Origin of the sequence: Amycolatopsis acidicola, assembly GCF_007713735.2 — a bacterium.
GTDB lineage: Bacteria > Actinomycetota > Actinomycetes > Mycobacteriales > Pseudonocardiaceae > Amycolatopsis_E > Amycolatopsis_E acidicola.
The window spans coordinates 131,665-153,700 of record NZ_VMNW02000010.1; the positions used below are offsets into that span (position 1 = coordinate 131,665).

Consider the following 22,036-nt stretch of genomic DNA (forward strand, 5'->3'; position numbering starts at 1 on the left):
GAGATACCGAATGTCTGCCGAAACTCACGCGATGGTGATCGACGGCCAGTGGCGCGCCGCCGCCGGGGGCGCGACGCTCGCGTCGGTCAACCCGTTCGACGGCACAGCGTGGGCCACCGTCCCCTCAGCTACCGCACAGGACATCGATGACGCGGTACAGGCCGCCCGGCGCGCCTTCGACGACGGCCCGTGGGCGCGGTCCACCCCGCTGCACCGTGCCGCCCTGCTGCGCAGGCTCGGTGACCTGATCAAGGAAAACGCCGACGAGCTCGCCCGGATCCAGGTGCGCGAGAACGGCAAGCTGATCCGGGAGATGGCCGGGCAGACGACCGCGCTCGCCAACCACTGCTACTTCTTCGCCGGCGTCGCCGAGCAGCCCTCCGGCGAAACCCTCTCGTCGAGCGTGCCGGACATGCAGGTGTTCACGGTCCGCGAGCCGGTCGGCGTGGTCGCCGCGATCACCCCATGGAACAGCCCGGTCTCCTTGCTGCTGTGGAAACTCTGCCCCGCGCTCGCCGTCGGCTGCACGGTCGTGGTCAAACCCTCGGAGATCACGCCGGTCTCCACGCTCTTCCTCGCGCGCCTGATCCAGGAAGCCGGCTTCCCGGACGGTGTGGTCAACGTCGTCACCGGCGCGGGCGAAGCAGGTGCGGCGCTGGCCGCACACCCCGGCGTGGACAAGATCGCCTTCACCGGGTCTACCGCGGTGGGTAAGAAAATCGCGGTGACCGCGGCCGAGCGGCTGGCGCGAGTATCCCTGGAGCTGGGCGGGAAATCTCCTAACATCGTCTTCCCGGACGCGGACCTGGCCAACACCGTCAACGGTGTGATGGCCGGCATCTTCGCCGCGACGGGCCAGACGTGCATGGCAGGTTCGCGGGTCCTGGTGCATGAGGACATCTACGACCGGTTCAGCAAACAGCTCACCGAAAGGGCCCGGCAGATCAAGCTCGGCGATCCCCTCGATCCCGGATCCGAAATGGGCACGGTCGCGTGCAAGGCTCAATACGACAAAGTCCTGAACTACATCGAGATCGCCAAGGCCGAAGGCGCGCACCTGGCCGCCGGCGGGAAACACCCCGAGGACCCCGCGTTGCGCCAGGGCCTGTTCGTCGAACCCACCGTGTTCACCGGTGTCACGAACGACATGCGGATCGCGCGCGAAGAGGTCTTCGGGCCGGTCGCGGTGGTCATCAAGTTCTCGGGCGAGGACGACGCCGTGCGCATCGCGAACGACACGTCCTTCGGGCTCGCGGCCGGTGTCTGGACCCGGGATGTCGCGCGCGCACACCGGATGATCAAGCGGCTGCGGGCGGGCAGCGTCTGGATCAACAACTACCGCAAGACCAACCACGTCGCGCCGTTCGGCGGGTTCAAGGAAAGCGGGATCGGCCGCGAGAACGGGGTCCACGCCACCGACGAGTACACCGAGGTCAAGACGGCGTGGATCGATACCGGCAGCACCATCGCCGACCCGTTCAACCCCCGGGCCTGACCGCCACCGCCGAGAGAAGGGATTCCTTTGGCACATCCCACGAAACCCCTGGACGGCATCCGCGTACTGGACTTCACCCAGTCGCTGCTGGGCCCTTCCGCGACCCAGGTCCTCGGTGACTACGGCGCGGACGTCATCAAGGTCGAGCGCGCCGCCGGTGACCTGATGCGGTCGGTCATCCCGGACCGCAGCGGCCCGGACAACCCGGTGTTCCTCAGCCTCAACCGCAACAAGCGCAGCATCGTACTCAACACCAAGACCGCGGAGGGACGCGGCATCGTGCACGACCTCGCCGCCCGTGCCGACGTCGTGGTCAGCAACTTCCGGCCGGGCGTCATGGAGAAGATGGGCTTCGGGTACGACACCCTCTCCGAGCTGAACCCGCGGATCATCTGGGCGTCGGGCACCGCGTACGGGTCGAGCGGGCCCTTCCGGCACCGCGCCGGCGTCGACCAGATCGCCCAGGCGCTGACCGGCCTCATCGCGCGCCGCACCTCCGACACCGCGCCGATGACCATCTACCCCACCATGATCTGCGACTACACCACCGCGATGCACCTCGCGCAGGGCATCCTGCTCGCCCTGATCGCGCGCGGGCGCACCGGGCACGGGCAGAAGGTCGAAGTGTCGCTGTACGACTCGGCGCTGGCCCTGCAGTCGATGGAGGCCACCGTGCAGCTGACCCGCGGGGAAGAACTGAACTTCGGGCGGATGCCCCTCAACGGCGTTTTCCCCACCGCAGACGGTGAGATCATGGTGATCGGTGTCTTCCACGACAACGCCCTGCAGGACATCTCGACCGCACTGGAGTTCGACGACGATCTGTCCGAGCGCCCGGAGTTCCGGACCACCGAGCTGCAGTTCGCGAACAAGGACGCGCTGCAAGGCCTGTTCCGCGAACGCTTGCGGACCAAACCCACCGCCTACTGGCTGAAGCGGCTGGAATCGGTCGACATCATGTGCAGCCGCATCCAGACGATCGCCGAAGCCCTGCGGCACCCGCAAACGAAGGTCAACGACGTCCTGCTCGACGTGGACCATCCCGTCGAAGGCCGCTTCACGACGGTGGGCTCACCGATCCACCTTTCCGCCAGCCCGGTGGAAATCCGGTACGCGCCACCACGGCTCGGCGAGCACGGCGACGACATCCTCACCGAACTCGGCTACGACCAAGCGGCGATCGACGACCTTCGTACCAGGAAAGTCCTGGCCTGAACCCGCACAGCAGAAGAGGAAGGCAACGATGCCCGATCAGGTTCGCACGATCGTGACCCACATCAACGACGACGGTACGTCCGGGATGACCGAGCGGCTCGTCGCCCGGCGCACCTCCGTCGACGACCTCGGCCGCCCCACCTTCGGCGGCAATCTCGTCTGGGGGACCACCGACGGCACGTCGACGGTCGGTGCCGGTGAGCAGCCGGACGCGGTGACCGAACCGTTCTTCCCCGGCCCCGGCGGCCACCGGTTCGTCGTCTTCGAGTTCCTGCCCGAACCGGGCGCCGCCCCGCGAATCGTGGTGCGGCAAGGAGATCCGATGCCCGGGCTGCTGGACGCGTTCGACAAGGACCGGCCGGGGATGCACCGCACCGACACGATCGACTACACCTACGTCATCTCGGGCGAGATGACACTGGAACTCGACGACGGCGAAGTGCCGGTGCGTGCCGGGGACTGCGTCGTCCAGCAGGGCACCTGGCACGCCTGGCGCAACCGCGCGGCCGAGCCGTGCGTCGTCGCCGCCGTGCTCATCGGGGCCGACCGGAAGCCGTGAACAAAGCTTCGCCGCGGACCAGGCATTCGCCGCTGTCATCGAAAACCTCGCCACTGACGCAGGCCAGCCGCCGGCCGGTGAAGACCGTCGACGCCTTCGCGGCAAGCGCGGAACCGGACAACATCCCGGGCCGCAGGAACGTACTTTGCAGTGATACCAGCGAAAGTTCCGGATCGCTCGTGCGCGCGGCATGCGCGCAGGCTTCGCCGAGCAGGCCCGTCAGGATGCCGCCCTGCACGTTCCCGTTGCGGTTGGCCAGGTGCGGGCCGACCGGCTGCCGGGCCTCCGCACGGCCGTCCGAGCCAGCGACGTCGATCCGGTGGATCTGCCGGTGAACCCCGCTGGTGGTGGTCCACCGCTCGATGTCGGCGAGCAGGAACGACCGGATCTCCCGCTCAAGCGGGCTCAGGTCCCCGAAGTCGAGCACGCGCGGCGGGTCGCTTTCCCAGGGATACAACGGAAACCCCGTGCCCGGTTTCGGACGCAGCAGCAGGAAACGCCCGGTGGCCAGCGCGACGAGCCGTCCGTCCTCTGTTTCCAGCCGGGCGTCCGCGGCCGCGAGGTCGCCGATCCGGTGCGCGGTAGCCGCTCGGCACACCAGCTTCTCGGCACGCACGGGATGCCTCAGGTATTCGATCTTCAGCGACACGGTCGGAAAACGGCGTTCCTTGCCGACGACCGAACGCACCGCCGCCGCGAGTGCCAGATCGAACATCATCGCCACGATTCCTTCGGCGAACTCGCCGTCCTCCGTCAGCGCCTGAGGAGAGGCGGCCACCAACACGGCGCTTCGGCCGTCGCCGATCTCGTCATAGCTGAGCCCACCAAAGTTGGCGTAGAAATGCGACGCGCCGTTCCGCACACTGCCGAGCGCGGCACGGATCGCAGTGTCCAGGCCCGCGACCGCACCCGCGAGGTCACGCATGGAAGGAACTCCTCTCACTACGGGCACAGGTGTACCGCGGGACCCGCGCCAGGTCCCGCGGCACACGGATCGAGCCGGGTCAGGCGGCGGGCCTGCACTTGGCCAGCAGCGGGAGGACTCCCCGCTGCACGGCTTCGCCGCGTTGGTTGACGATGGTGTATTCACGGGTGAGCACCCCGCGCCGACCGTCGCTCGTCAGCCGTTTCTCCTTGATCAGTACCTCCGCGTGCACGGTGTCGCCGGAGAACACCGGCCCGAGGAAACGCCAGTCCTCGATACCCAGCAGGGCGATCGTGCAGGCTTCGAAGATGCCCAGCCGGTTGGCCAGCCCGGTGGTCACGCTCAGCGTGAGCAGCCCGTGCCCGATGCGCTGTTTGAAGGCGCTTTCCTGCGCGAAGGTATCGTCGGTGTGGATCGGGTTGAAGTCCCCGGACAGCCCCGCGAACTGGCCGATCTCGTAGTCGGTGACGGTGCGGGCCGGGGTGATGAACTTGTCCCCTACCTCGAAGTCCTCGAAGTAGTACTGCGGCTTCTCCACGGGGATTCCCTTACGCCTTGGTCTCTTCGCTGAACGCCTTGCCCCGGATCATGCGCACGGCCTGGTACTCGACGGCGGTCTTGCCGCTGGTGGTGAGCACCGAGTTGTCCGTGGTCACCACGCCGCGATCACCGCGGGAGGTGAGGTGCAGCCCGGTCACGACGCTGGAGGTGTAGATCGTGTCGCCGACGAGAACCGGCTTGCGGAACTTCGGGGTCACCTCCATCAGCGCGAGGCCACGGTCCTCCATGATCCCGGATCCGATGACGAGGCCCTCCGCGAGCGTGAGCACCAGCATCCCGGGCACGAGCCGCCCGCCGTAGTAGGCATCCTTGGCCGCGTACTCGAGGTCGTACCACATCGGCCCGCGGTAGCCCGCCAGCCCGATGTAGGTGGACACGTCGTAGTCGGTCACCGTTCGCCTGCCGGTCTCGGAGACCATGCCCATTTCGTACTCTTCGAAGAACAACGACTTCATGGCTCAGCCCTTTCAGTAGGAGCGCGGGAGGCCGAGCACGTGCTGGCCGAGGAAGTTGAGGATCATGTTGGTCGACACGGGCGCGACCTGGAAAATCCGGTTTTCCCGGAACTTCCGTTCGATGTCGTACTCCGAGGCCATGCTGTAGCCGCCGTGGGTCTGCATCGCCACATTGGCCAGGCTCCAGGAAGCCTCCGAGGCCAGCAGCTTGGCCATATTGGACTCCGCACCGCATTTCTCGCCGCGGTCGAACATCTCCGCGGCCTTCCACCGCATCAGGTCGGCGGCCTCGATGTCGGCGAACCCGCGCGCGATCGGGAACTGCACGCCCTGGTTGGCCCCGATCGGCCTGCCGAAGATGACCCGCTCGTTCGCGTAGCGCACCGATCGGTCGATGAACCACCGGCCGTCGCCGATGCATTCCGCCGCCACGACGATCCGCTCCGCGTTGAGACCGTCCATCAGGTACCGGAAGCCCTTGCCCTCCTCGCCGATCAGCGAGTCGGCCGGCACCCGGAAGTCGTCGAAGAACAGCTCGTAGGTGTGGTGGTTGAACATCACGTCGACCTTGCGCATGCTCAGGTGCTTCGGATCGACGTCACGGACGTCCACGAGAAAACACGAAATCCCGAGACCGGGCTTCTTGGGGTCGGGCGACGGGCTGGTCCGGGCCATGATCACCATCAGGTCGGTGTGAGCGGCGCGCGAGATGAAGATCTTCTGCCCGTTGAAGACCCACTCGTCACCTTCGAGCCGTGCGGTGGTCCGGATCTTCGCGGTCTCGGTTCCGGCGTCGGGCTCGGTCAGCGCGAAGGACTGCAGCCGCAACCGTCCACTCGAGACCTCGGGAAGCCAGCGCGCCTTCTGGGACTCGGTACCGTGCCGCGCGACGATGCCCATGGTGAACATCTGGGCGTGGATGCACGCTCCGGCGCCGCCGGACCGGTTGATCTCCTCGGTGATCACCGACGCCTCGCGGACGCCGAGCCCCATCCCGCCGTACTCGGTGGGCACCATGACCGCGGCGAGCCCGCTTTCCATGGCTTCGGAGATGAAGTCGTGCGGATACCCGCCGTTCTTGTCGAGCTCCCGGTAGTACTCGTCGGGATAGCGCGACGTGACCGCCCTGGCCGCGTCGCGGACGTCGTCGAGGGTGACCTCGGTGCCGGCGGCCTCGGTGGTAGTCACGGACATTTCGGCTGAACCTCTTTCTCTCAGCGCACCGCGGACGCGGTGATGGCATCGGTGGCCGGCACGGCGGGCCGGCCGAAGGCCCCTTGCGCGGCCAAGGTTTCAATCTGTTCCGGCGTCAGCCCGAGGCGGGCCAGCACGGCGTCTCGCTGCTCGCCCAGCTTCGGCACTCGTGCCTGTTCCGGAACCGCGAACCCAGTCGGGTCGGACGGCTGGCGCAACGTGCCGCCGATCCCGTCGTCCACTTCGACGAAGGTGCCGCGGCTGTGGAAATGCTCCAGTTCGAGCACCTCGGCCATCGTGAGCACCGGCGCCACCGGCACGTCGGCGTCGGTGATCGCCGCGACCACCTCGTCCCGCGGGAGCTGCTTGCTCCATTCCTCCACGAGCCCGTGGACCTCGGCCTGCCGCTTCGCGCGCTCCAGGTAGGTCGCGTAGCGCCGGTCCTCCCCCAGTTCCGGCCTGCCCATCGCCTTGGCCAGCCGGGCCCAGAAGTCGTCCCGGTTCACGCCCAGGTTGTAAAACCCGTCCCTGGCCGCGAAGGTGCCGTAGGGGACGCCGTGGAAATCGTTGGAGCCCGCCGTTTCCGCCATCGTCGAGTCCGCGGCCTGCACCCGGGCGAGCGCGACCGAGGTCAGCGGCAGCGTGCACTCGGTGAGCGCCAGGTCCACCAGTCGTCCCTCACCGGTCAGGTCCCGGTGGCGCAGCGCGAGCAGGATCCCGGCGTGCGCCGTCATCCCGGTGACGATGTCGCCGAGCGCGAACCCGCACCAGACCGGCTGCCCGGAACGGTCGCGGGTCAGGCCGTTCGTCCCGGCCAGCGCCTCGGCGACCATGGCCAGCCCGGCGCGGTTCGCGTCGGGGCCGGCGTTCTCCAGCCCGAAGCCCGTCATCGACGCGACCACCAGGGAGGAATACCGCTCCCGCAGGGTTTCCGGGTGCAGACCCAGCCGCCGCAGCGCCTGCGGCCGCATGTTCGTGATGAACACGTCCGCGCCGGCGAGCAGGTCGTGCATCAGGCCGATGCCCGCCTCGGTCTTCAGGTCGAGGACGACGCTTTCCTTGCGGCGGTTGAGCGATCCGAAGTAGCCGGACATGCTGCCCGCCTCGGTGGTGCGGATCGGCTCCCTGGTCCGGGTCAGCTCCCCCGTGGGCGGCTCGACCTTGATCACCTCGGCGCCCTCGTCCGCGAGCAGCATCCCGCAGTAGGGCCCCGCGATGAGATGGCACAGCTCGACGACCTTGAGCCCCGCCAGCACTCCCTGTCCGGTCTGCGCGGTAGCGGCCACGTCAGTTCCCTCCCTCGTCGAGCACGAAGTCGAACAGGTAAGCAGGCTCGGCTTCCCGGACTTGGACGCGGACCCGCTTGTCCGGTACGAGCTCGCCCCAGTCCGCGATCACCCGGGACAGGCAGCGGATGCCCTCGTCCAGGTCGACGAGGCACAGGATGTACGGCGCTTCGGCAGCGAACATCGACGGAGCGGCGGTCACCTCGGTGTAGCTGCGCAGCACGCCGCGCCCGCTCAGCTCGACCCACTCCACGTCCTTCGACCAGCACTCCGGGCACACCGGCTTGGGCGGGAAGGTCATATGCGAACACTGACGGCAGCGCGTGGTGCTGAACCTGCCCTCGCGCAGCCCGTCCCAGAACGTTTTGGTGAACGGGGTGATCCGGGGCGGATACGCCAGCTCCGGAATGGTTCCACTAGTCATCGCCGATCCCCCTTTCTAGGCGCCGGAGGCGTTGGTCAGAACGTGCATCATGGTCGCGTTGTAATCCCCCAGCTCCGCGGTCACGGCGCCCACGCTCGCCCCCGTGACCTGCCTCGGCCCAGCCTCACCGCGCAGTTGCTGGACCGCCTCGTACACGTTGTACAAAGGCGTGACGTGCGGCGGGTGCCCCCGGCTCGCGAGCCCGCCCGATGGCGACACGGGAATCTGGCCGCCGATGCTGGTCGCGCCCGCGGCCGCGGCCTCACCGCCGGTGCCCTTCGGGAACAGGCCCACCGCCTCGGTGAGGATCAGTTCGACGATCGAGCAGGGTGCGTACACCTCGAGGAAATCCAGATCCGCCGCGGTGATCCCGGCAGTCTGGTAAGCCTTCGAGGACGCGATCTCCGCCGACTCGAACCTGGTCAGGTCGCGCGGGCGGCTGGACACCTGGTGGATTCCCTCGTGGTAGAAACCACGACCCACGACGTCGACGTAGCGGTGGCCGAGCTTGCGCGCGACCTCCGGGGCGGCGACGACGATCGCGACGGCGCCATCCGAACGCGGCGGCACGTCGAGCAGCCCCAGCGGCCGCACGATGGGCCGTGCGTTCAGCACGTCCTCGACGCTGATTTCCTTGCGCAGCTGCGCGATCGGGTTCAGCGACGCGTGTTTCCGGTTCTTCACCGGGATCGCCGCCAGCTGCTCACGGGTCAGCCCGTAGTCGTGCATGTACCTCGTGGCGTTGAGCGCGTACCACGAGATGGGCGTGACACCGAACGGCACGTGGAAATCCACATCACCGACCGCGCGCATCGACAGGTGCATGTGCTCACCGGTGGGCACGTGCAGCTCGCGGTTCACGCCGAGCGCGACGGCGACCTTCGCCTGCCCGGACGCGACGCGGTTCACCGCGAGATCGAAGGCGAGGCCACCGGTCATCCCGTTGCCCAGCACCTCGAGCAGGATGTCGTCGATCGGGATCTCGAGGTAGCCCGCCATGAAAGTGCCGAAGTAGCGCTGTTCCGCGTAGGGCCGCGGCAACGAGAAGACCAGCGCGTCGATGTCGCGTTTGGTCAGTCCGGCGTCGGCAACGGCCTCGACCAGAGCCTCGAGCACCATCTCATGTTCCAGGACATCGACGTACTTGCCGACCGGCAGCGCCCCGATGCCGACGACGGACGCCATCGTCTCCATTGTCACTCACGTCCATTCCGCCATATGGCTAATAGCCTGACATTAAGCTACCTGCATATTGCTAGCCGAGCTAACGACTTGTCAAGACACCAGGGCGCCCGCGCCGGGAGGTGAGCGCCACGTCCGCGGACCGGGCATGGTGGGTATGGACGTCAGAGGTTGATCGAGTCGAACGACGTGACTCGCGCCGCGGCACCAGATCCTGCCCGGCTCTCGTCCTTAGGGAGACCGCTACTTCGAGGTACGCCAGTTCTCGTGGATCTGCTTCGTGACACTGCTCTGCTTGAGCGCGAAGGACCGGAACCGGTCCGCCAGCGCGGCACCCTCGGTGCTCATGTCCCACCCTGACACGAGCGATTCCTTCGCCAGCGCAAGGCTTTCCGCGGGCATCTTCGCCAATGTCGCGACCACATCGCCGACGCGATCGCGCAGCGCGGCCGCGTCCGGCTCGACCCCCTGCGCGAAGCCCCAGTCGAACGCCTGCCTGCCGGACATGGCGGCGCCCAGCAGCATCATCTCCATCGCCCGCCCCTGGCCGATGTGCCGGGCGAGCCGGACCGTGGTGCCGTAGGGCGGAATCAGCCCGAGGCCGACCTGGGGCAGCTTGAAGGAAGCACTTTCCGAGGCATAGACCAGATCCGAGAAGAGCGCCAGCTGCAGTCCGCCGCCGAGGGCCCAGCCGTTGACCTCGCTGACGATGATCTGCGGGCAGCGCGCCATCCGGTCGAAGATGCCGGGCTGCTCACGCAGGAACTCGGGCAGGCCGGAGTAGTCGTGCGTATCCGGCTCCTTGAGGTCCGCGCCGGCGCAGAACGCCTTCTCCCCGGCGGCGGACAGCCGCACGATCCGCACGTCCCGGTCTTCGGCGAGGTCACGGAAAGCCTTGCGCAGCGCTGCCATCAGCGGACGGTTCAACGTGTTGAGCCGATGCGGGCGGTTGATCGTCAGGTGTGCGATCCCGTCGCTGTACTCGGTCAGCAGGACCGGCTGCTCATCCATGCGGGGTCTCCTCCTGTCAGGCAAGGGTTTCGATGTCGAGGACGAAACGGAACCGGACGTCGCCGGCGATCACGCGGTTGTACGCCTCGTCGATGCCGCCGGCCTCGATCACTTCGACCTCGGCGCCGATCCGGTGCCGTGCGCAGAAATCGATCATCTCTTGTGTCTCCGCGATCCCGCCGAGCCTCGTTCCGGCGATCGAGCGCCGGTTGAGCCGCAGCGAAGCACTGGAAACGCTCAGCGGGGCGGGCGCGGCACCGAGGTGGACCAGCGTGCCGTCCAGGGCGAGCAGGTCGAGGAAGGGATTGAAGTCGACGCTCGCCGGGACCGTGGACAGCAGCAGGTCGAACGCCTCGTCCAGTTCCTTGAACGTGGCCGCCTGGGTGGTCGGGTAGAACTCGTCGGCCCCGAGCCGCAGGCCGTCCTCGCGTTTGCCGGGAGCCAGGTCCAGGACCGTGGTGTGGGCGCCGAGCGCCTTGGCGATGCGCACACCGACATGGCCGAGACCGCCGAGGCCGAGGATCCCGACGCGGGTTCCTGGCCCGGCTTTCCAGTGCCGCAGCGGCGAATACATCGTGATCCCCGCGCAGAACAACGGTGCCGCCTCCGCCAAGGGCAGGCCGGGCGGGATCCTCAGCACGAACGCCTCGTCCACGACGATCTTCTCGCAGTAGCCGCCCTGCGTGGGCACGCCGTCCGGCCCCGGTGAACCGTAGGTGCGCACGTACCCCTGGCGGCAGAACTGCTCCAGCCCCGCCCGGCATTTGTCGCAGTCGCGGCAGGATCCGATCATGCACCCGACCCCGGCCTGATCACCGACCGCGAAGCGCGTCACCTCCCCGCCGACGGCGACGACCGTGCCGGCGATCTCGTGGCCCGGCACCACCGGGTAACGAGATGCGGGACTGCTCGCGTAGTGGACGTCGGTGTGGCAGATACCCGTGTAGGCGATGTCGATCAGCACGTCACGCGGGCCGACATCCCGCCGTTCGATGGTGACCGGTCGGAACGGCTCACCGGGTCCCGTGGTCGCACGGGCGTTGACCGTGATCATGGTTCTCCTCGCCTAGCTGTTTTGTTTCCCCTACCCGCACCGCCACGCAAACCACACTCGAAACACTCCCTAGACGTGGTCCAGGTCCGTGTTCCTGGTCTCGGGCAACGCGAACGTGCACGCCGTGGCCACGACGCACAGCAGCGCCACGAAACAGCCCATCGCGAACGAACCGAGACCACCGATGATCACCGGGGCGAGGAGTGGCACCAGCGTGCCGCCGACCAGGCTGGACAGCGCGTAGGCGATACCGGAGGCCGTGTACCGGTAGCGCGTCCGGAAGAGCTCGGGGATGAACGCCCCGAGCGGCGCGTAGTGCACGCCCGCGATCACCGCCATCACGCAGAACGCGATGGTCAAGGCGAGTTTCGGTTCCAGTTCCAGCAGCGGGAACAGCACGAACCCGAACACCGCGCCCGCAACGTTCGCCCAGCCGACCACGGTCCGGCGCCCCACCCGGTCGGCGAGCATCCCACTGAACACCGTGACCAGCACGAGCAGCGCACCGGCGGCGAGCCCCAGCTCCAGGACGAAGATCCGCGTCAGGTGCAGCGTGTTCACCGCATATCCGGCCAGGTACACGGTCCAGAGGTAGTAGTAGACGAAGATCGTCAGGGAGGCGCCCGTCGCCAGGAACAGGGCGCGCGGTTGCTGTTTGAGCACCTCCGAGAACGGAAGCTTCGCCTCGCCCTTTTGCTCGATTTCCTTGGTGAAGACGGGCGTTTCCTCGAGCTTCATCCGTACCCACAGCCCGACGCCGACCAGCACCGCGCTGGCGAGGAACGGGATCCGCCACCCCCAGCTGAGGAAGGTCGCGTTGCTCATACTCACCGCGGTGAGCAGGAACGTCGCGTTGACCAGCAGAATCGCGCTGTTCCCGCCCAGTTGCGGGAACATCCCCCAGAACCCGCGCTTCTCCTTGGGCGCGGACTCCCCCGCGAACAGGGCCGCTCCCGCCCACTCGCCACCTGCGGCGAGCCCCTGGACCACCCGCAACAGAGTGACCAGGATCGGCGCGGCGACACCGACCTGCGCGGCCGTCGGGACCAGGCCGACCACCACCGTCGATCCGCCCATGAGCAGCAAGGTCGAAACCAGCGTGCGTTTCCGGCCGATCCGGTCGCCGAAGTGTCCGAAAAGGACGCTGCCGATGGGTCGCGCGACGAACGCGACGCCGAAGGTCGCGATCGACGCGAGCGTGCCCGCCGCAGTGCCGAGGGCCGGGAACAGCACGTGCGGGAAGACGAGCGCGGCAGCGGTGCCGTAGATCTGGAAGTCGTAGAACTCGATCAGGGTGCCGCTGAAGCTCGCCACCGCGATCCGCCGACGGTCACGTTTGGACAGGTTCGGGGCCGGCGTGGCCGCGGGTTCGGTCGTGGCATCTCGTTGGTCCATCGTCGTTCCTCTTCGTCGAGCGACAGTGCTCACCTCTCGGGGAGCGGTGGCCGCACGAACCAGCCACCACGGGCCCCGGGAACCTTGCGAATCAACCCCTGTGTTTCCAGCGCCGACAAGGCCTGCCGGATCGTCGGCCGCGAAACGCTGAACTGGCGCGCCAGCTCGGCCTCAGCCGGCAGCCGCTCCCCCGCAGCCAGCCGTCCATTCAGGACGGAGGCCCGCAGTGTGTCCTCCACCTGCTCCCGCGGCCGCACGACCCGGCGCCCCAGCACCGGTTTACCGTCATCACGCCGCGCTCTGGCGCCTTCGAAGGACATACCTGCCTCCGGTTACCGGACCGGTCGATGCAGCAGGCGGAGTATCCGCGAGACCGGTTCGTCCTCGGCCAGGCCATGTACGGCGGCCCACAGCTCGTCCACACCGACCTGCGACCGCCCGTGCCGCAGACAGTCCGCTGCCTTGGATTTCAGCTGCTCCGCGGTAAGCCGGGCCTCCGGGCTGCCGGAGACGGTCTTCCCGAGGTATTCCACCTGACGGCCGTCGTCGAGGTCGAGTTGTGCGGTGACCGGCGCCATCGCGAGGTGCGGAACCGCCTCGGTCGGCTCGATCACGACACGCCGCGCGGCGAAGCCCCCGACCTCCGGGTCGCGGATGCTCGCGGGACTGAAATCGTCGATGAGCACCGCACCGCGGTGCAGCCCGACCGCGGCTGTGTACGCGATGCTGAACTGGGCGTCGACGACACCGGCGGTGGCCGGGTCGAACGCGCGTCCGACCATGTTCATCGCCTGCCCGCTCACCAGGAACCTGATCCGCGCGATCCGGCGGGGATCGATGCCGTCGCGGTGGATCCGCAGCGCGACGTCGATGGCGGCGTGGGTGAACCGGCACGAGGGATACGGTTTCAGGCTCAGATCGTCCACAAGGGACGCCCGGGCGGCGCCGTCGAGCAGCACGTCCCGGTCGTAGGAGCCGTCCTGGTACAGCGTGAAGAAGCCCGCCTTGCCCTCGAAGACATTGCGGGGACCGTCGATTCCGGCCTCCGCGAGCGCGGCACCGGTCAGCACGTCCTTCGCCACCATCGCGGGCTGGAACCGTTTGGCCAGGCTGCCGTCGATGATCGACTGCAGGCTGCCCGCGGTCTGGGCGAGCTGGTGCCCCAGCGCGCTGACGGTGGTCGCGACGTCCCAGCGGCGCAGCCGGGCGAGCGCCAGCACGGCGCCCATGCCCCCGCTGACCACGCTGTAGTTCCAGCCCCGGCTGCCCCTCGGCCCGCCGGCTCTGCCGACCCGCATGGCGGCGTCGATCCCTGCGCTCAGCGCGGTCAGGAACTCCCGCCCGCCACAGTCCGGAGCGTTCTCCAGCACGTCCGCGAGCAGCACCGGCAACACGACACTGTTGGCGTGCAAGGGAACGCCGTCGTCGGTGTCGTCGTAGTCCAAGGCGTGCAAGGACCCGGCGTTCAGGAGCGCGGCGAACGGTGCCGGCATGGTCAGGGAAGTCCCCCACACCGGCACGGTGCCGCCCGCCCAGGGGGCGAACGCCTGGCGCGCGGCGGGAACACCGGGCGCGTCCACGCCCGCGAGCGCGACCGCGAGCGAGTCAAACAACGCGTCGGTCGTGGCCGACACGGTCGTTCCTGCCAGGTTGTCGAAGGTCTGAGCCGTAGCATGCCCGGCGAGCACTTCGGCGATGTCCGTCATGTCGACTACTTCCCGGTGCGCATCATGAAGGGATCACGGGCACCATCGGAGATGTCGAGCATCAGGTTCTTCGTCGCGGTGTACTCCGCCAAAACGTCGGTGCCGCGCTCGCGCCCGTAACCACTGCGGTTGAACCCTCCGAACGGGGCGGTGGCACTGATGGTCCGGTACGTGTTGATCCACACGGTGCCCGCGATCAGCTCCCTGGCCACCCGGTGAGCCCTGGCGAAGTCGGTGGTCCAGATCCCCGCCGCCAAGCCGTATTCGGTGCCGTTCGCGATGTCGATCGCTTCCTCGTCCGAGGAAAACTTCAGCACCGCCAGGACCGGGCCGAACACCTCCCGCTGGGCGAGTCGCATGTCCGGTGTGACGTCGGCGAACAACGTGGGGGCGGCGAACAGCGTGCCGTCCAGGCCCTCCGGGTTCCCGCCGCCGATCACGAGGCGGGCGCCGTCCTCGACCGCCTCGCCGATCGCCTGCTGGATGCGCTGGAAATGCGCCTCGTGCGCGACCGGGCCGACCTGGGTGGCCGGGTCCAGCGGGTTGCCGAAGCTGATCTTGCCCGCCATGTCGACAATGCCATCGATGACCTCGTCGTAGACGCTCTCGTGCACCAGAAGCCGCGACCCGGCCACGCAACTCTGGCCCGCCGCGGCGAAGATCCCGGCAACCGCCCCGGGTACGGCCCGGCCGAGGTCAGCGTCCGCGAACACGATGCTCGCGGACTTTCCGCCCAGTTCGTACAGCCCCGGCACCATGTTCCGGGCCGTGTTGCCCGCGATCCGGCGGGCGGCCTCGATTCCGCCGGTGAACGCGACCTTGTTGATCCCCGGATGCGCGGTCAGTGCCTGGCCGGTTTCGGCCGCGCCGGTGATGATGTTGACGACCCCGGGCGGGAATCCCGCCTCTACGACGAGCTTTCCCAAGGCCAGCGCGCTCACGCTGGTGAACTCCGAAGGCTTGAGCACGACGCAGTTCCCGGCGGCCACCGCGGGGGCGACCTTGTTCACCGCGTTCTGCAGCGGCCCGTTCCAGGCACTGATGGCGGCCACGACCCCGAGCGGTTCCCGGACCGTGAAATCGATCAGATCGTAGGTGTCCTGCGGTTTCGTCTCACCGAGCACCTTGTCCGCCGCGCCCGCGATGAACCGGATGTTGCGCGCCGCGAACAGGTTCTGGCCGCGTTGTTCTTTGAAGATCTTGCCGTTGTCGCGGGTGTCGTACTCCGCCAGCTCGTCCGCGTCCCGCTCGATCAGATCGGCCAGCCGGAACAGCAGCTTGGCCCGTTCGTAGGCGGGCATACGACGCCAAGCCGGCCAGGCGGCGCGAGCGGCGGTGACCGCTCCGTCCACATCGGACTCCGAGGCCGCGGTCAACCGCGCCCACGGCTTGCGCAGGTAAGGATCGACGGACTCGAACTCGCCACCGGATCCCTTGCGCCATGCGCCGTTCACCAGGTGATCGGTGAAATCCTCCATCGTGCTCCTCCTCGTTGTCGGGTGCGGGTGTCACCAGCCGCCAAAGGACAGGCCGCCGTTCACGCTCACGGTCTGGCCGCTGATCTGCGAGGCCACCGCACTGGCCAGGAAGACGATCGCGTCGGCGACCTCCTCGGCCTCGGGTGGGCGTCCAAAGGGGAACCGCTCAATCGCCCTGGCGAACAGCTTCCGGCCGAACTCGTGACCGAACGCGTGCTCCCAGCCCGGGGTGCCGGAGGTGATGGTGAGTGCGATCGAGTTGACCCGGATCCGGTCACGGGCCAGCTCCCTGGCGAGCGCCTTGGTCATCAGGATCACCGCGGCACCGGCGGCACCCACGAGGGATTCCCCTCTGGTCGCGTGCCGCGCCGCGTCGCTGCCGATCAGCACCATCGAACCGCCGCCACTGTCCCGCAGGTACGGCACGGCGGCATGCAACGGGAACAGCCGCGGGTAGATCAAGCTGTCGAAGGTGCCCCTGATCTGCGCCGGTGTCATCTCCGCGAACGTGGTCAACGTGGCGTGGTTCTCCGCACCGGCGCTGACCACGACGTCGATCCCGTCCATCACCTCCGCGGCGGCAGAGACGACGGTCGCCGCCTCGTCCGCGTCGCCCGAATCGCCCTGCTGAAAGAAACCCCGGTCTCCCAGGTCTTCCAGCGCGCTCTTCCCGCGCTCGGCCGAACGCCCGGTCACCGTCACCGTCGCGCCCCGGCGGGCGAAATGCTTCGCCGCGGCGAAACCGATCCCCGCCGTTCCGCCGGAGACCAGCACCTTCCGGCCCAGGAAGTCCTGTTCCATCGCCGTCACGCCCCGGGGGCCACACCGGCCAGCGGCGGGAGCAGCTTGGCCAGCTCGTCGTGGGTCCAGCGGCCGTCCTTGCGGATCATGCGGCTGCCACCCAGGTCGAGCTGGTTACCGTAGAGAATCACGTCACCGCCGGAGGCGTAGACGATCCGGCCGCTGATATCGGCCGCCGCGTCACTGCACAGGAACGCCACCGCCGGGGCGACATCGCCGGGATCGAGGGATTGCGACGCCGGTACGCCGCCCACCATCCGCGCCTTGGTTTCCGGGAACAGCTGGGTGCTGGCGCTCGGCAGCAACGCGTTGACGGTGATGCCGGTTTCCCACAATTCGACCGCGAGCGTGGTCGTGAGCCCGAGAATGCCCGCCTTGGCCGCGCTGTAGGCGGTACTCGGCGGTTTACGGAGGTCCTTGGAGTCCTGCTTGCTCGCAGGCACCTGGAAGAAGGCACCCCGGGAGCTGACCGTGACGATCCGGCCGCTGTCCTGCTCGATCATGTGCGGCAGCGCCATCTTGCAACTGAGGAAATGCCCCTTCAGGTGCAGGCTCATCAGGGAATCCCACTGCTGCTCGGTCAGTTCCTGCAGCGGGCCGCGCACGTTGTTCCCCGCACAGGTAACGAGGATGTCCAGCCTGCCGAACTTGTCGACGGTCGTGCCGACCATCCGCTCGGCGCCTTCGGTGGTGGTCACGTCCTCGGTCAGCGCCAGCGCGGTGCCGCCTGCTTCTTCGATCTCTCGCACCGCGGACTCCGCCGCACCGGTGCCGGACTCGTCGCGGTAGACATCGTCGATCGCGACCGCGGCTCCCTGCGCGGCCAGCTCCAGCGCCACACTCCGGCCGAGACCGCGCCCGCCGCCGGTCACGAGTGCCACCTGGTTTTCGAGAAAGGCCACCATGCCCTCCCTTTCCGTACTCGGTGCGAAAACATGCGGTCCTAAAATCTACCGTCGAAAGTATGTCAGACATTAGATAGACCGGCAATGACCTGTCAGGCGATTGATTCGGCCTGTCCCAGGCCGAGCAACCGGCGCGGGGTGCCGGCCAGCATCGTGCGCAGCTCCGCCTGGGACAGGCCCAGCATCCGCAACTGTCCCGTGAAGCACCGCAACATCTCGGCGTGCGAGGGCATCCAGTCGAAGAACACGTCCGAACTCAGCACGACGTTCCCGGCACCGAGTTCGCGAATGGCTTCATACACCTGGACCGGCGTCACCGGGCTCGTCGGCAGGAACGCGTGGACAGCGGTCATCTCGACCGCGCCGCCAAGACCGACGACCGTCTTCATCGCGCCGAGGTCGGCATCGACGGAAGAGGAGAACGGATGGCAGAAGACCAGCCCGCGGAACCCGATTTCGGCGGAGTACTCGGCGAGCGCCACGCTCTCCGCGACGCCGAGGTGCCCAGTGGACACGACCATGCCCTGTTCTTGGGCGATCGATACGATTTCGCGCGCCTCCCCGCGCAACCGGCCGCTGCCGTCGAGAACGGTGATCGCCGAATCCGCCAGGTCGGCGCTCAGCCTCGGGAACCACCGGTCGACGATCTTCTCGCGGACGAAACCGCGGTGCCGCGCGTCGTTGGCAGACCCCCAGGTCGGCATGAAGACCACCTTCGCGCCGTGCCCGGCGGCGGCCTCGACCGTGGCGGGCTGCAGGCCACCGATGAGCGGGTTCAGGGTGATCGAACCGAAGACGGTGAACCCGGGGTCCGCCAGGGTTTCGGTGAGGCGGCGGGCCCGGTCCATGGTCGGCCAGAAATGCGACTTCAGCACCAGCCCGCGCATCCCGCAGTCCCGCGCGGCCGATACGAGGGTCTCGTCGTCGGTGCGCATCGGCCACTGCGGCGAGGCGTCGGGGTAGCCGTGGACGTGCATGTCCACGGCCCCGCGGAGAACGTCGTCCACCATCAGGGCTCCCGCACGACCTGCTCCGCCGGTTCACCGGCCGGAGCCCCGGACACCGTGTTCAGCGCGATGCCCGTGGTGCGCAGCCCGCCGATCACGATGGCCGCGGCGGCGACGGCGGTGATCCCGGCCATCAGCCCGTAGGTCCCGCTGCTCCCCCACGCCGACAACGCGGACAGCGTGATCACCGGCGCGATCGCGCCGCCGATGTGGCCGATCCCCACCCCGATCGAGTTCGCCGACGCGCGCACGCTCGTCGGGAAGATCTCGGATGTGTAGGTGTACGCGGAACCGGAACCACCGCCGATTCCCATGGACACGAGGAAAGTGCCGATGATGATCGTGGCCGGGTGATGTGAAACCGCCTGCAGCAGCATCCCCAGGACGAACACGCCGAGGAACCCGGTGATCACCCACTTGCGGTGGAACCGTTCGATCACCTGGGCCGCCGCGAGGCTGCCCAGGGGGTACCCGATGCTCCCGATCCCGGAGAACAGCAGAGTCGTCGCGGCGGACAGCCCAAGGCTGTGGAGCAGGGTCGGCGCGAACCCGAGCACCGCGTAGTTCGAGATGTACCAGGCGATCCAGAACACCAGCACGATCAGCATCCGCTGGACGTACGGCTTGCGCAGCAGGGCGAGCGTCGGGAACCGGCCGGTGCGGACCTCGGCCCTGCCCGGTCCTGGCGGAGGCAGCGGGCGGCCGGTCCGCTGTTCGGCGAACCTCTCCATCTCCGAGACGACCCGGTCCGCCTCGGCCTCCCGTCCGTGCAGCACCAGCCAGCGCGGCGATTCGGGCAGCCAGCGGGCGAACACGGCGACCAGCCCGGCGATCCCGCCGAAACCGAGCAGCAGGCGCCAGCCGACTGCGGGCGCCCCGATGAACGCGAGCCCGATCCAGGGCGTGCTGGCCAGGCCGATGTTGCCGTAGAAGGCGTTGATCATCGTGAACCGGCCGCGGGCGTTCGCGGGCGTGGTTTCGCTGACATAGGTGGAAAGCAGCGCGATCAGCGCACCGACGGCGATGCCCACGACGAAGCGATAGGCCGACAATGTGGTGATTCCCGTGGCGAACCCGCACAGCAAACCGCCCACGGTCAGCAGCCCGAGTGCGCCGATCATGGCGCGGCGGCGGCCAAGGTAGTCCGCGATCGAGCCGAACACGTAGGCACCCACGATGTAGCCGATGAGGTTCAGCGTGGCCGGCAGCGCGGCCTGCGCCGTCGTCAGGCCGAATTCGCGGACCACCGACGGCAGCGCCACCGACATCGAACTCACGTCGTAGAAGGCGAAGAAGTAGAGGACCACGAGGAAAACCCGCGCCTGCGCCCGGAAAGGCGCGACGGGCAGGCGTTCGATCCGGGCCCCGATTCCAGCACTACGCGCGACGATGCCGCCCGCGCCCTGGTTCGTCGTTGTCATGTCTGCTCCGGTTCAGTCGAAGAGGATCACGCCGCGCAGGTTCAGGCCGTCGTGCAGATCGCGGTACCCCGCGCGCAGTTCGTCGAGCCCGTACGTGCGGGTGATCAGGTCATCCAGGTTCAGTGCGCCCGAGCGGTACATCCCGATCTGCCGCGGAATGTCGGCCATGGGGTTGCAGTGTCCGAAAAGCGAGCCCTGGAGCCGCTTCTGCAGCAGGGTGAGCTCGCGTGTGCTGACCGGGATGCCGCCGGCGTCGTCCGATGGCGCCATGCCGGTCACCACCACGGTGCCCGCCTTCCGGATGGAGCCGAACGCCTGCGCCACGTGTTCGCCCCGCACCACGCCGACCGTGACGATCGCTTGATCGGCTCCCTGCCCGTTGGTCAGCGACCGGGCGAAATCGGCGGCGTCTGCCATGTCGGCGAAGGCGACGGTCGCTCCCAGCCTGATCGCCGTCTCCCGCTTGAACTCCACGGGATCCACGGCGATGACCGCTTCCGCGCCGGCGTGCGCGGCCCCCTGCACGGCGTTGATGCCGACGCCTCCGGCGCCCTGCACGATCGTCACGTCGCCGGGACGCACCTCGGCGGCGTAGACCGCGGAGCCCCAGCCGGTGCCCACCGCACAGCCGAGCAGGCAGATCTTGTCCAGCGGAAGGTCGTCGGCGACCTTGATCGCCGAATCGACCGACACGACGGTGCGCTCCGCGAAGGAACCGACTCCGCATAACTGCCCGACAGCCGCACCGTCCAGCGCGAACCGGTAACTGCCCGGATCGTCGTAACGGGAGCCGGTCAGGGAAAAACGGCCGAGATCGCACAGGTTCGTCCGGCCCTCCGCACACCAGCGGCAGCGCCCGCAGGACGCCACGAACGAGAACACGACGTGGTCGCCCACACTCCAGCCGGGCGTGCTCGGCCCGACCTGCTCGACCACACCGGCGCCCTCGTGCCCGCCGATGATCGGGTAGTGGCCGGTGATCGTGTCACCGGTCTGCAAGTGGTCGTCGGAATGGCACAGGCCACTCGCGGCCATCTTGACCTGGATCTCGCCCTGGCGCGGCGCGTCCAGCTCGACCTCGGCGACCTCGAACGGTTTTCCCGCCGCCCGGACCAGGGCGGCACGCGTCCTCATCGTGCGACCTCGTGCCGCGCCGGCAGGGGCAGCACGCCGTTGTCCAGAGCTTCGCGGCATTCCCGCACCTGGCGCGCGGTTTCGGCGCTCCCGTCGTCGAGGCCGCTCATCACGACCACGCGATCGAGGCCGAGTTTCTCCAACCGCGCGAGGCGTTCGGCGCAGTAGCCGGGAGAACCGACGATGGCGAAGCGGTTCATGAAGTCCAGGTCCACGGCCCCGTTGTGGCCGGCGTCGAGTTCACCGTGGTGGCGGACGTCGTAGGCAGCCGAGAGTTTCTCGAGCGACGCCGCCGCGGCCGCCCCGACGCCCGCCTGCGCCTTGCCGTACATCGCCGAAAACCGGGAGAAGATGCTCACCCCGCTCGCGGCGACGCGGCGCGCGACCTCGATGTCGTCGTGGCAGACGACGTTGACATACGCGCCGAACGACAGCTCGTCCGGGTTCAGGCCGGCTGTTTCCCTTGCCGCACGGGCGGTTTCGATCGCTTTCCGGATGCGCTCCTCGTCGGCCCCCACGGTGAAACTGACGTGCCGGGACCGCCGGGCCCCGATGCCGATGACCTTGGGCCCCGTCGCGGCCACATCCACCGGGACCACCGGCACCGAGTCGTCGAGCCGCTGGAGCGTGCTGCCCTCGGGAACCTCCGCGACCCCCATGTCGGACACCGGCCGGTACCCGTCCGCAGCGAGTTCACCGAGCGGCACGGACACGCCGGTCAGGTACTTGGCGAGGTGGTCGAGGAACCGGTCGAACGGCCCCAGGGGCGCGGGAGCGAGTCCGAGCTGGGCAAGGCACGCGTCGCCCCGCCCTACCCCGATGACGACC

General features: G+C 68.4%; 22 protein-coding genes. 3 read left to right on the forward strand and 19 right to left on the reverse strand.

Annotated elements, in window-relative coordinates; translation table 11 throughout:
* Nucleotides 1–10 precede the first annotated feature (10 nt).
* Genes FPZ12_RS09950 through FPZ12_RS09960 form a run of 3 tightly spaced genes read left to right on the forward strand, consistent with a single transcriptional unit; the run spans nucleotide 11 to nucleotide 3,269 of the window.
* On the forward strand, nucleotides 11–1,495 hold the full coding sequence (locus tag FPZ12_RS09950) for an aldehyde dehydrogenase (protein ID WP_144757128.1): 1,485 nt from the start codon (nucleotides 11–13) through the stop codon (nucleotides 1,493–1,495).
* Nucleotides 1,496–1,522: 27 nt separating this feature from the next.
* On the forward strand, nucleotides 1,523–2,710 hold the full coding sequence (locus tag FPZ12_RS09955) for a CaiB/BaiF CoA transferase family protein (protein ID WP_144757126.1): 1,188 nt from the start codon (nucleotides 1,523–1,525) through the stop codon (nucleotides 2,708–2,710).
* Nucleotides 2,711–2,738: 28 nt separating this feature from the next.
* Nucleotides 2,739–3,269: a cupin domain-containing protein gene (locus FPZ12_RS09960; RefSeq protein ID WP_144757124.1), complete on the forward strand. Its 531-nt coding sequence runs from the start codon at nucleotides 2,739–2,741 to the stop codon at nucleotides 3,267–3,269.
* Here the strand turns inward: FPZ12_RS09960 and FPZ12_RS09965 are convergent.
* From FPZ12_RS09965 to FPZ12_RS10055, 19 genes are all read right to left on the reverse strand, one after another.
* The gene (locus FPZ12_RS09965) at nucleotides 3,244–4,194 is read right to left on the reverse strand and encodes a hotdog domain-containing protein (RefSeq protein WP_144757122.1); all 951 of its coding nucleotides are present in this window, start codon (nucleotides 4,192–4,194) and stop codon (nucleotides 3,244–3,246) included. The two genes, FPZ12_RS09960 and FPZ12_RS09965, sit on opposite strands and share 26 nt — an antisense overlap.
* Nucleotides 4,195–4,273: 79 nt before the next feature.
* Complete coding sequence (locus tag FPZ12_RS09970; RefSeq protein WP_144757120.1) at nucleotides 4,274–4,732, reverse strand: MaoC/PaaZ C-terminal domain-containing protein; 459 nt, start codon at nucleotides 4,730–4,732, stop codon at nucleotides 4,274–4,276.
* A gap of 10 nt (nucleotides 4,733–4,742) precedes the next feature.
* Complete coding sequence (locus FPZ12_RS09975) at nucleotides 4,743–5,210, reverse strand: MaoC family dehydratase (RefSeq protein ID WP_144757118.1); 468 nt, start codon at nucleotides 5,208–5,210, stop codon at nucleotides 4,743–4,745.
* A 12-nt stretch (nucleotides 5,211–5,222) separates the two neighbouring features.
* Nucleotides 5,223–6,404, reverse strand: a complete 1,182-nt coding sequence (locus FPZ12_RS09980; protein WP_144757116.1) for an acyl-CoA dehydrogenase family protein — start codon at nucleotides 6,402–6,404, stop codon at nucleotides 5,223–5,225.
* A 20-nt stretch (nucleotides 6,405–6,424) separates the two neighbouring features.
* On the reverse strand, nucleotides 6,425–7,690 hold the full coding sequence (locus tag FPZ12_RS09985; protein WP_166462669.1) for a CaiB/BaiF CoA transferase family protein: 1,266 nt from the start codon (nucleotides 7,688–7,690) through the stop codon (nucleotides 6,425–6,427).
* Nucleotide 7,691: 1 nt separating this feature from the next.
* On the reverse strand, nucleotides 7,692–8,114 hold the full coding sequence (locus FPZ12_RS09990) for a Zn-ribbon domain-containing OB-fold protein (protein ID WP_144757112.1): 423 nt from the start codon (nucleotides 8,112–8,114) through the stop codon (nucleotides 7,692–7,694).
* Nucleotides 8,115–8,129: 15 nt separating this feature from the next.
* A complete protein-coding gene (locus FPZ12_RS09995; RefSeq protein WP_144757110.1) occupies nucleotides 8,130–9,299 on the reverse strand; it encodes a thiolase family protein in 1,170 nt (389 codons plus the stop codon).
* 240 nt (nucleotides 9,300–9,539) lie between these two features.
* Nucleotides 9,540–10,307 (reverse strand): enoyl-CoA hydratase/isomerase family protein, encoded by a 768-nt coding sequence (locus tag FPZ12_RS10000; protein WP_144757108.1) that lies wholly within the window; start codon nucleotides 10,305–10,307, stop codon nucleotides 9,540–9,542.
* Nucleotides 10,308–10,323: 16 nt separating this feature from the next.
* Entirely contained in the window at nucleotides 10,324–11,361 is a 1,038-nt protein-coding gene (locus tag FPZ12_RS10005; RefSeq protein ID WP_144757106.1) for an NAD(P)-dependent alcohol dehydrogenase, read from the reverse strand.
* Nucleotides 11,362–11,430: 69 nt separating this feature from the next.
* Complete coding sequence (locus FPZ12_RS10010) at nucleotides 11,431–12,756, reverse strand: MFS transporter (protein WP_144757104.1); 1,326 nt, start codon at nucleotides 12,754–12,756, stop codon at nucleotides 11,431–11,433.
* Nucleotides 12,757–12,785: 29 nt separating this feature from the next.
* Nucleotides 12,786–13,076: a GntR family transcriptional regulator gene (locus FPZ12_RS10015; RefSeq protein WP_144757102.1), complete on the reverse strand. Its 291-nt coding sequence runs from the start codon at nucleotides 13,074–13,076 to the stop codon at nucleotides 12,786–12,788.
* A gap of 12 nt (nucleotides 13,077–13,088) precedes the next feature.
* Nucleotides 13,089–14,462, reverse strand: a complete 1,374-nt coding sequence (locus FPZ12_RS10020; protein ID WP_144757100.1) for an MmgE/PrpD family protein — start codon at nucleotides 14,460–14,462, stop codon at nucleotides 13,089–13,091.
* A 5-nt stretch (nucleotides 14,463–14,467) separates the two neighbouring features.
* Nucleotides 14,468–15,940, reverse strand: coding sequence for an aldehyde dehydrogenase (locus FPZ12_RS10025; protein WP_144757098.1), 1,473 nt, complete (start codon nucleotides 15,938–15,940; stop codon nucleotides 14,468–14,470).
* Nucleotides 15,941–15,970: 30 nt separating this feature from the next.
* Nucleotides 15,971–16,741 carry an SDR family NAD(P)-dependent oxidoreductase gene (locus tag FPZ12_RS10030; protein ID WP_144757096.1) on the reverse strand — a complete coding sequence of 257 codons (771 nt, stop codon included), beginning with the start codon at nucleotides 16,739–16,741 and terminating at the stop codon, nucleotides 15,971–15,973.
* Between the two features lie 5 nt (nucleotides 16,742–16,746).
* Nucleotides 16,747–17,643 carry an SDR family NAD(P)-dependent oxidoreductase gene (locus FPZ12_RS10035; protein ID WP_166462670.1) on the reverse strand — a complete coding sequence of 299 codons (897 nt, stop codon included), beginning with the start codon at nucleotides 17,641–17,643 and terminating at the stop codon, nucleotides 16,747–16,749.
* A 95-nt stretch (nucleotides 17,644–17,738) separates the two neighbouring features.
* Nucleotides 17,739–18,656, reverse strand: a complete 918-nt coding sequence (locus FPZ12_RS10040) for a DUF6282 family protein (RefSeq protein WP_144757092.1) — start codon at nucleotides 18,654–18,656, stop codon at nucleotides 17,739–17,741.
* The gene (locus FPZ12_RS10045) at nucleotides 18,656–20,074 is read right to left on the reverse strand and encodes an MFS transporter (protein ID WP_144757090.1); all 1,419 of its coding nucleotides are present in this window, start codon (nucleotides 20,072–20,074) and stop codon (nucleotides 18,656–18,658) included. Before FPZ12_RS10045 ends, FPZ12_RS10040 begins: the two co-directional genes overlap by 1 nt.
* A 12-nt stretch (nucleotides 20,075–20,086) precedes the next feature.
* Nucleotides 20,087–21,208 (reverse strand): NDMA-dependent alcohol dehydrogenase, encoded by a 1,122-nt coding sequence (locus tag FPZ12_RS10050; protein ID WP_144757088.1) that lies wholly within the window; start codon nucleotides 21,206–21,208, stop codon nucleotides 20,087–20,089.
* The coding region (locus FPZ12_RS10055; RefSeq protein WP_150980261.1) for an LLM class flavin-dependent oxidoreductase at nucleotides 21,205–22,036 on the reverse strand (832 nt) is incomplete at its 5' end. The genes FPZ12_RS10050 and FPZ12_RS10055, both read right to left, overlap by 4 nt.

Coding starts and splice junctions, on each gene's coding strand:
- FPZ12_RS09965 (WP_144757122.1), bottom strand. CDS start 4,194: ATGCGTGACCTCGCGGGTGCGGTCGCGGGCCTGGACACTGCGATCCGT.
- FPZ12_RS09960 (WP_144757124.1), top strand. CDS start 2,739: ATGCCCGATCAGGTTCGCACGATCGTGACCCACATCAACGACGACGGT.
- FPZ12_RS10000 (WP_144757108.1), bottom strand. CDS start 10,307: ATGGATGAGCAGCCGGTCCTGCTGACCGAGTACAGCGACGGGATCGCA.
- FPZ12_RS09980 (WP_144757116.1), bottom strand. CDS start 6,404: ATGTCCGTGACTACCACCGAGGCCGCCGGCACCGAGGTCACCCTCGAC.
- FPZ12_RS09995 (WP_144757110.1), bottom strand. CDS start 9,299: ATGGCGTCCGTCGTCGGCATCGGGGCGCTGCCGGTCGGCAAGTACGTC.
- FPZ12_RS10020 (WP_144757100.1), bottom strand. CDS start 14,462: ATGACGGACATCGCCGAAGTGCTCGCCGGGCATGCTACGGCTCAGACC.
- FPZ12_RS10040 (WP_144757092.1), bottom strand. CDS start 18,656: ATGGTGGACGACGTTCTCCGCGGGGCCGTGGACATGCACGTCCACGGC.
- FPZ12_RS10015 (WP_144757102.1), bottom strand. CDS start 13,076: ATGTCCTTCGAAGGCGCCAGAGCGCGGCGTGATGACGGTAAACCGGTG.
- FPZ12_RS10025 (WP_144757098.1), bottom strand. CDS start 15,940: ATGGAGGATTTCACCGATCACCTGGTGAACGGCGCATGGCGCAAGGGA.
- FPZ12_RS09950 (WP_144757128.1), top strand. CDS start 11: ATGTCTGCCGAAACTCACGCGATGGTGATCGACGGCCAGTGGCGCGCC.
- FPZ12_RS10005 (WP_144757106.1), bottom strand. CDS start 11,361: ATGATCACGGTCAACGCCCGTGCGACCACGGGACCCGGTGAGCCGTTC.
- FPZ12_RS09975 (WP_144757118.1), bottom strand. CDS start 5,210: ATGAAGTCGTTGTTCTTCGAAGAGTACGAAATGGGCATGGTCTCCGAG.
- FPZ12_RS10010 (WP_144757104.1), bottom strand. CDS start 12,756: ATGGACCAACGAGATGCCACGACCGAACCCGCGGCCACGCCGGCCCCG.
- FPZ12_RS09990 (WP_144757112.1), bottom strand. CDS start 8,114: ATGACTAGTGGAACCATTCCGGAGCTGGCGTATCCGCCCCGGATCACC.
- FPZ12_RS10030 (WP_144757096.1), bottom strand. CDS start 16,741: ATGGAACAGGACTTCCTGGGCCGGAAGGTGCTGGTCTCCGGCGGAACG.
- FPZ12_RS10050 (WP_144757088.1), bottom strand. CDS start 21,208: ATGAGGACGCGTGCCGCCCTGGTCCGGGCGGCGGGAAAACCGTTCGAG.
- FPZ12_RS10045 (WP_144757090.1), bottom strand. CDS start 20,074: ATGACAACGACGAACCAGGGCGCGGGCGGCATCGTCGCGCGTAGTGCT.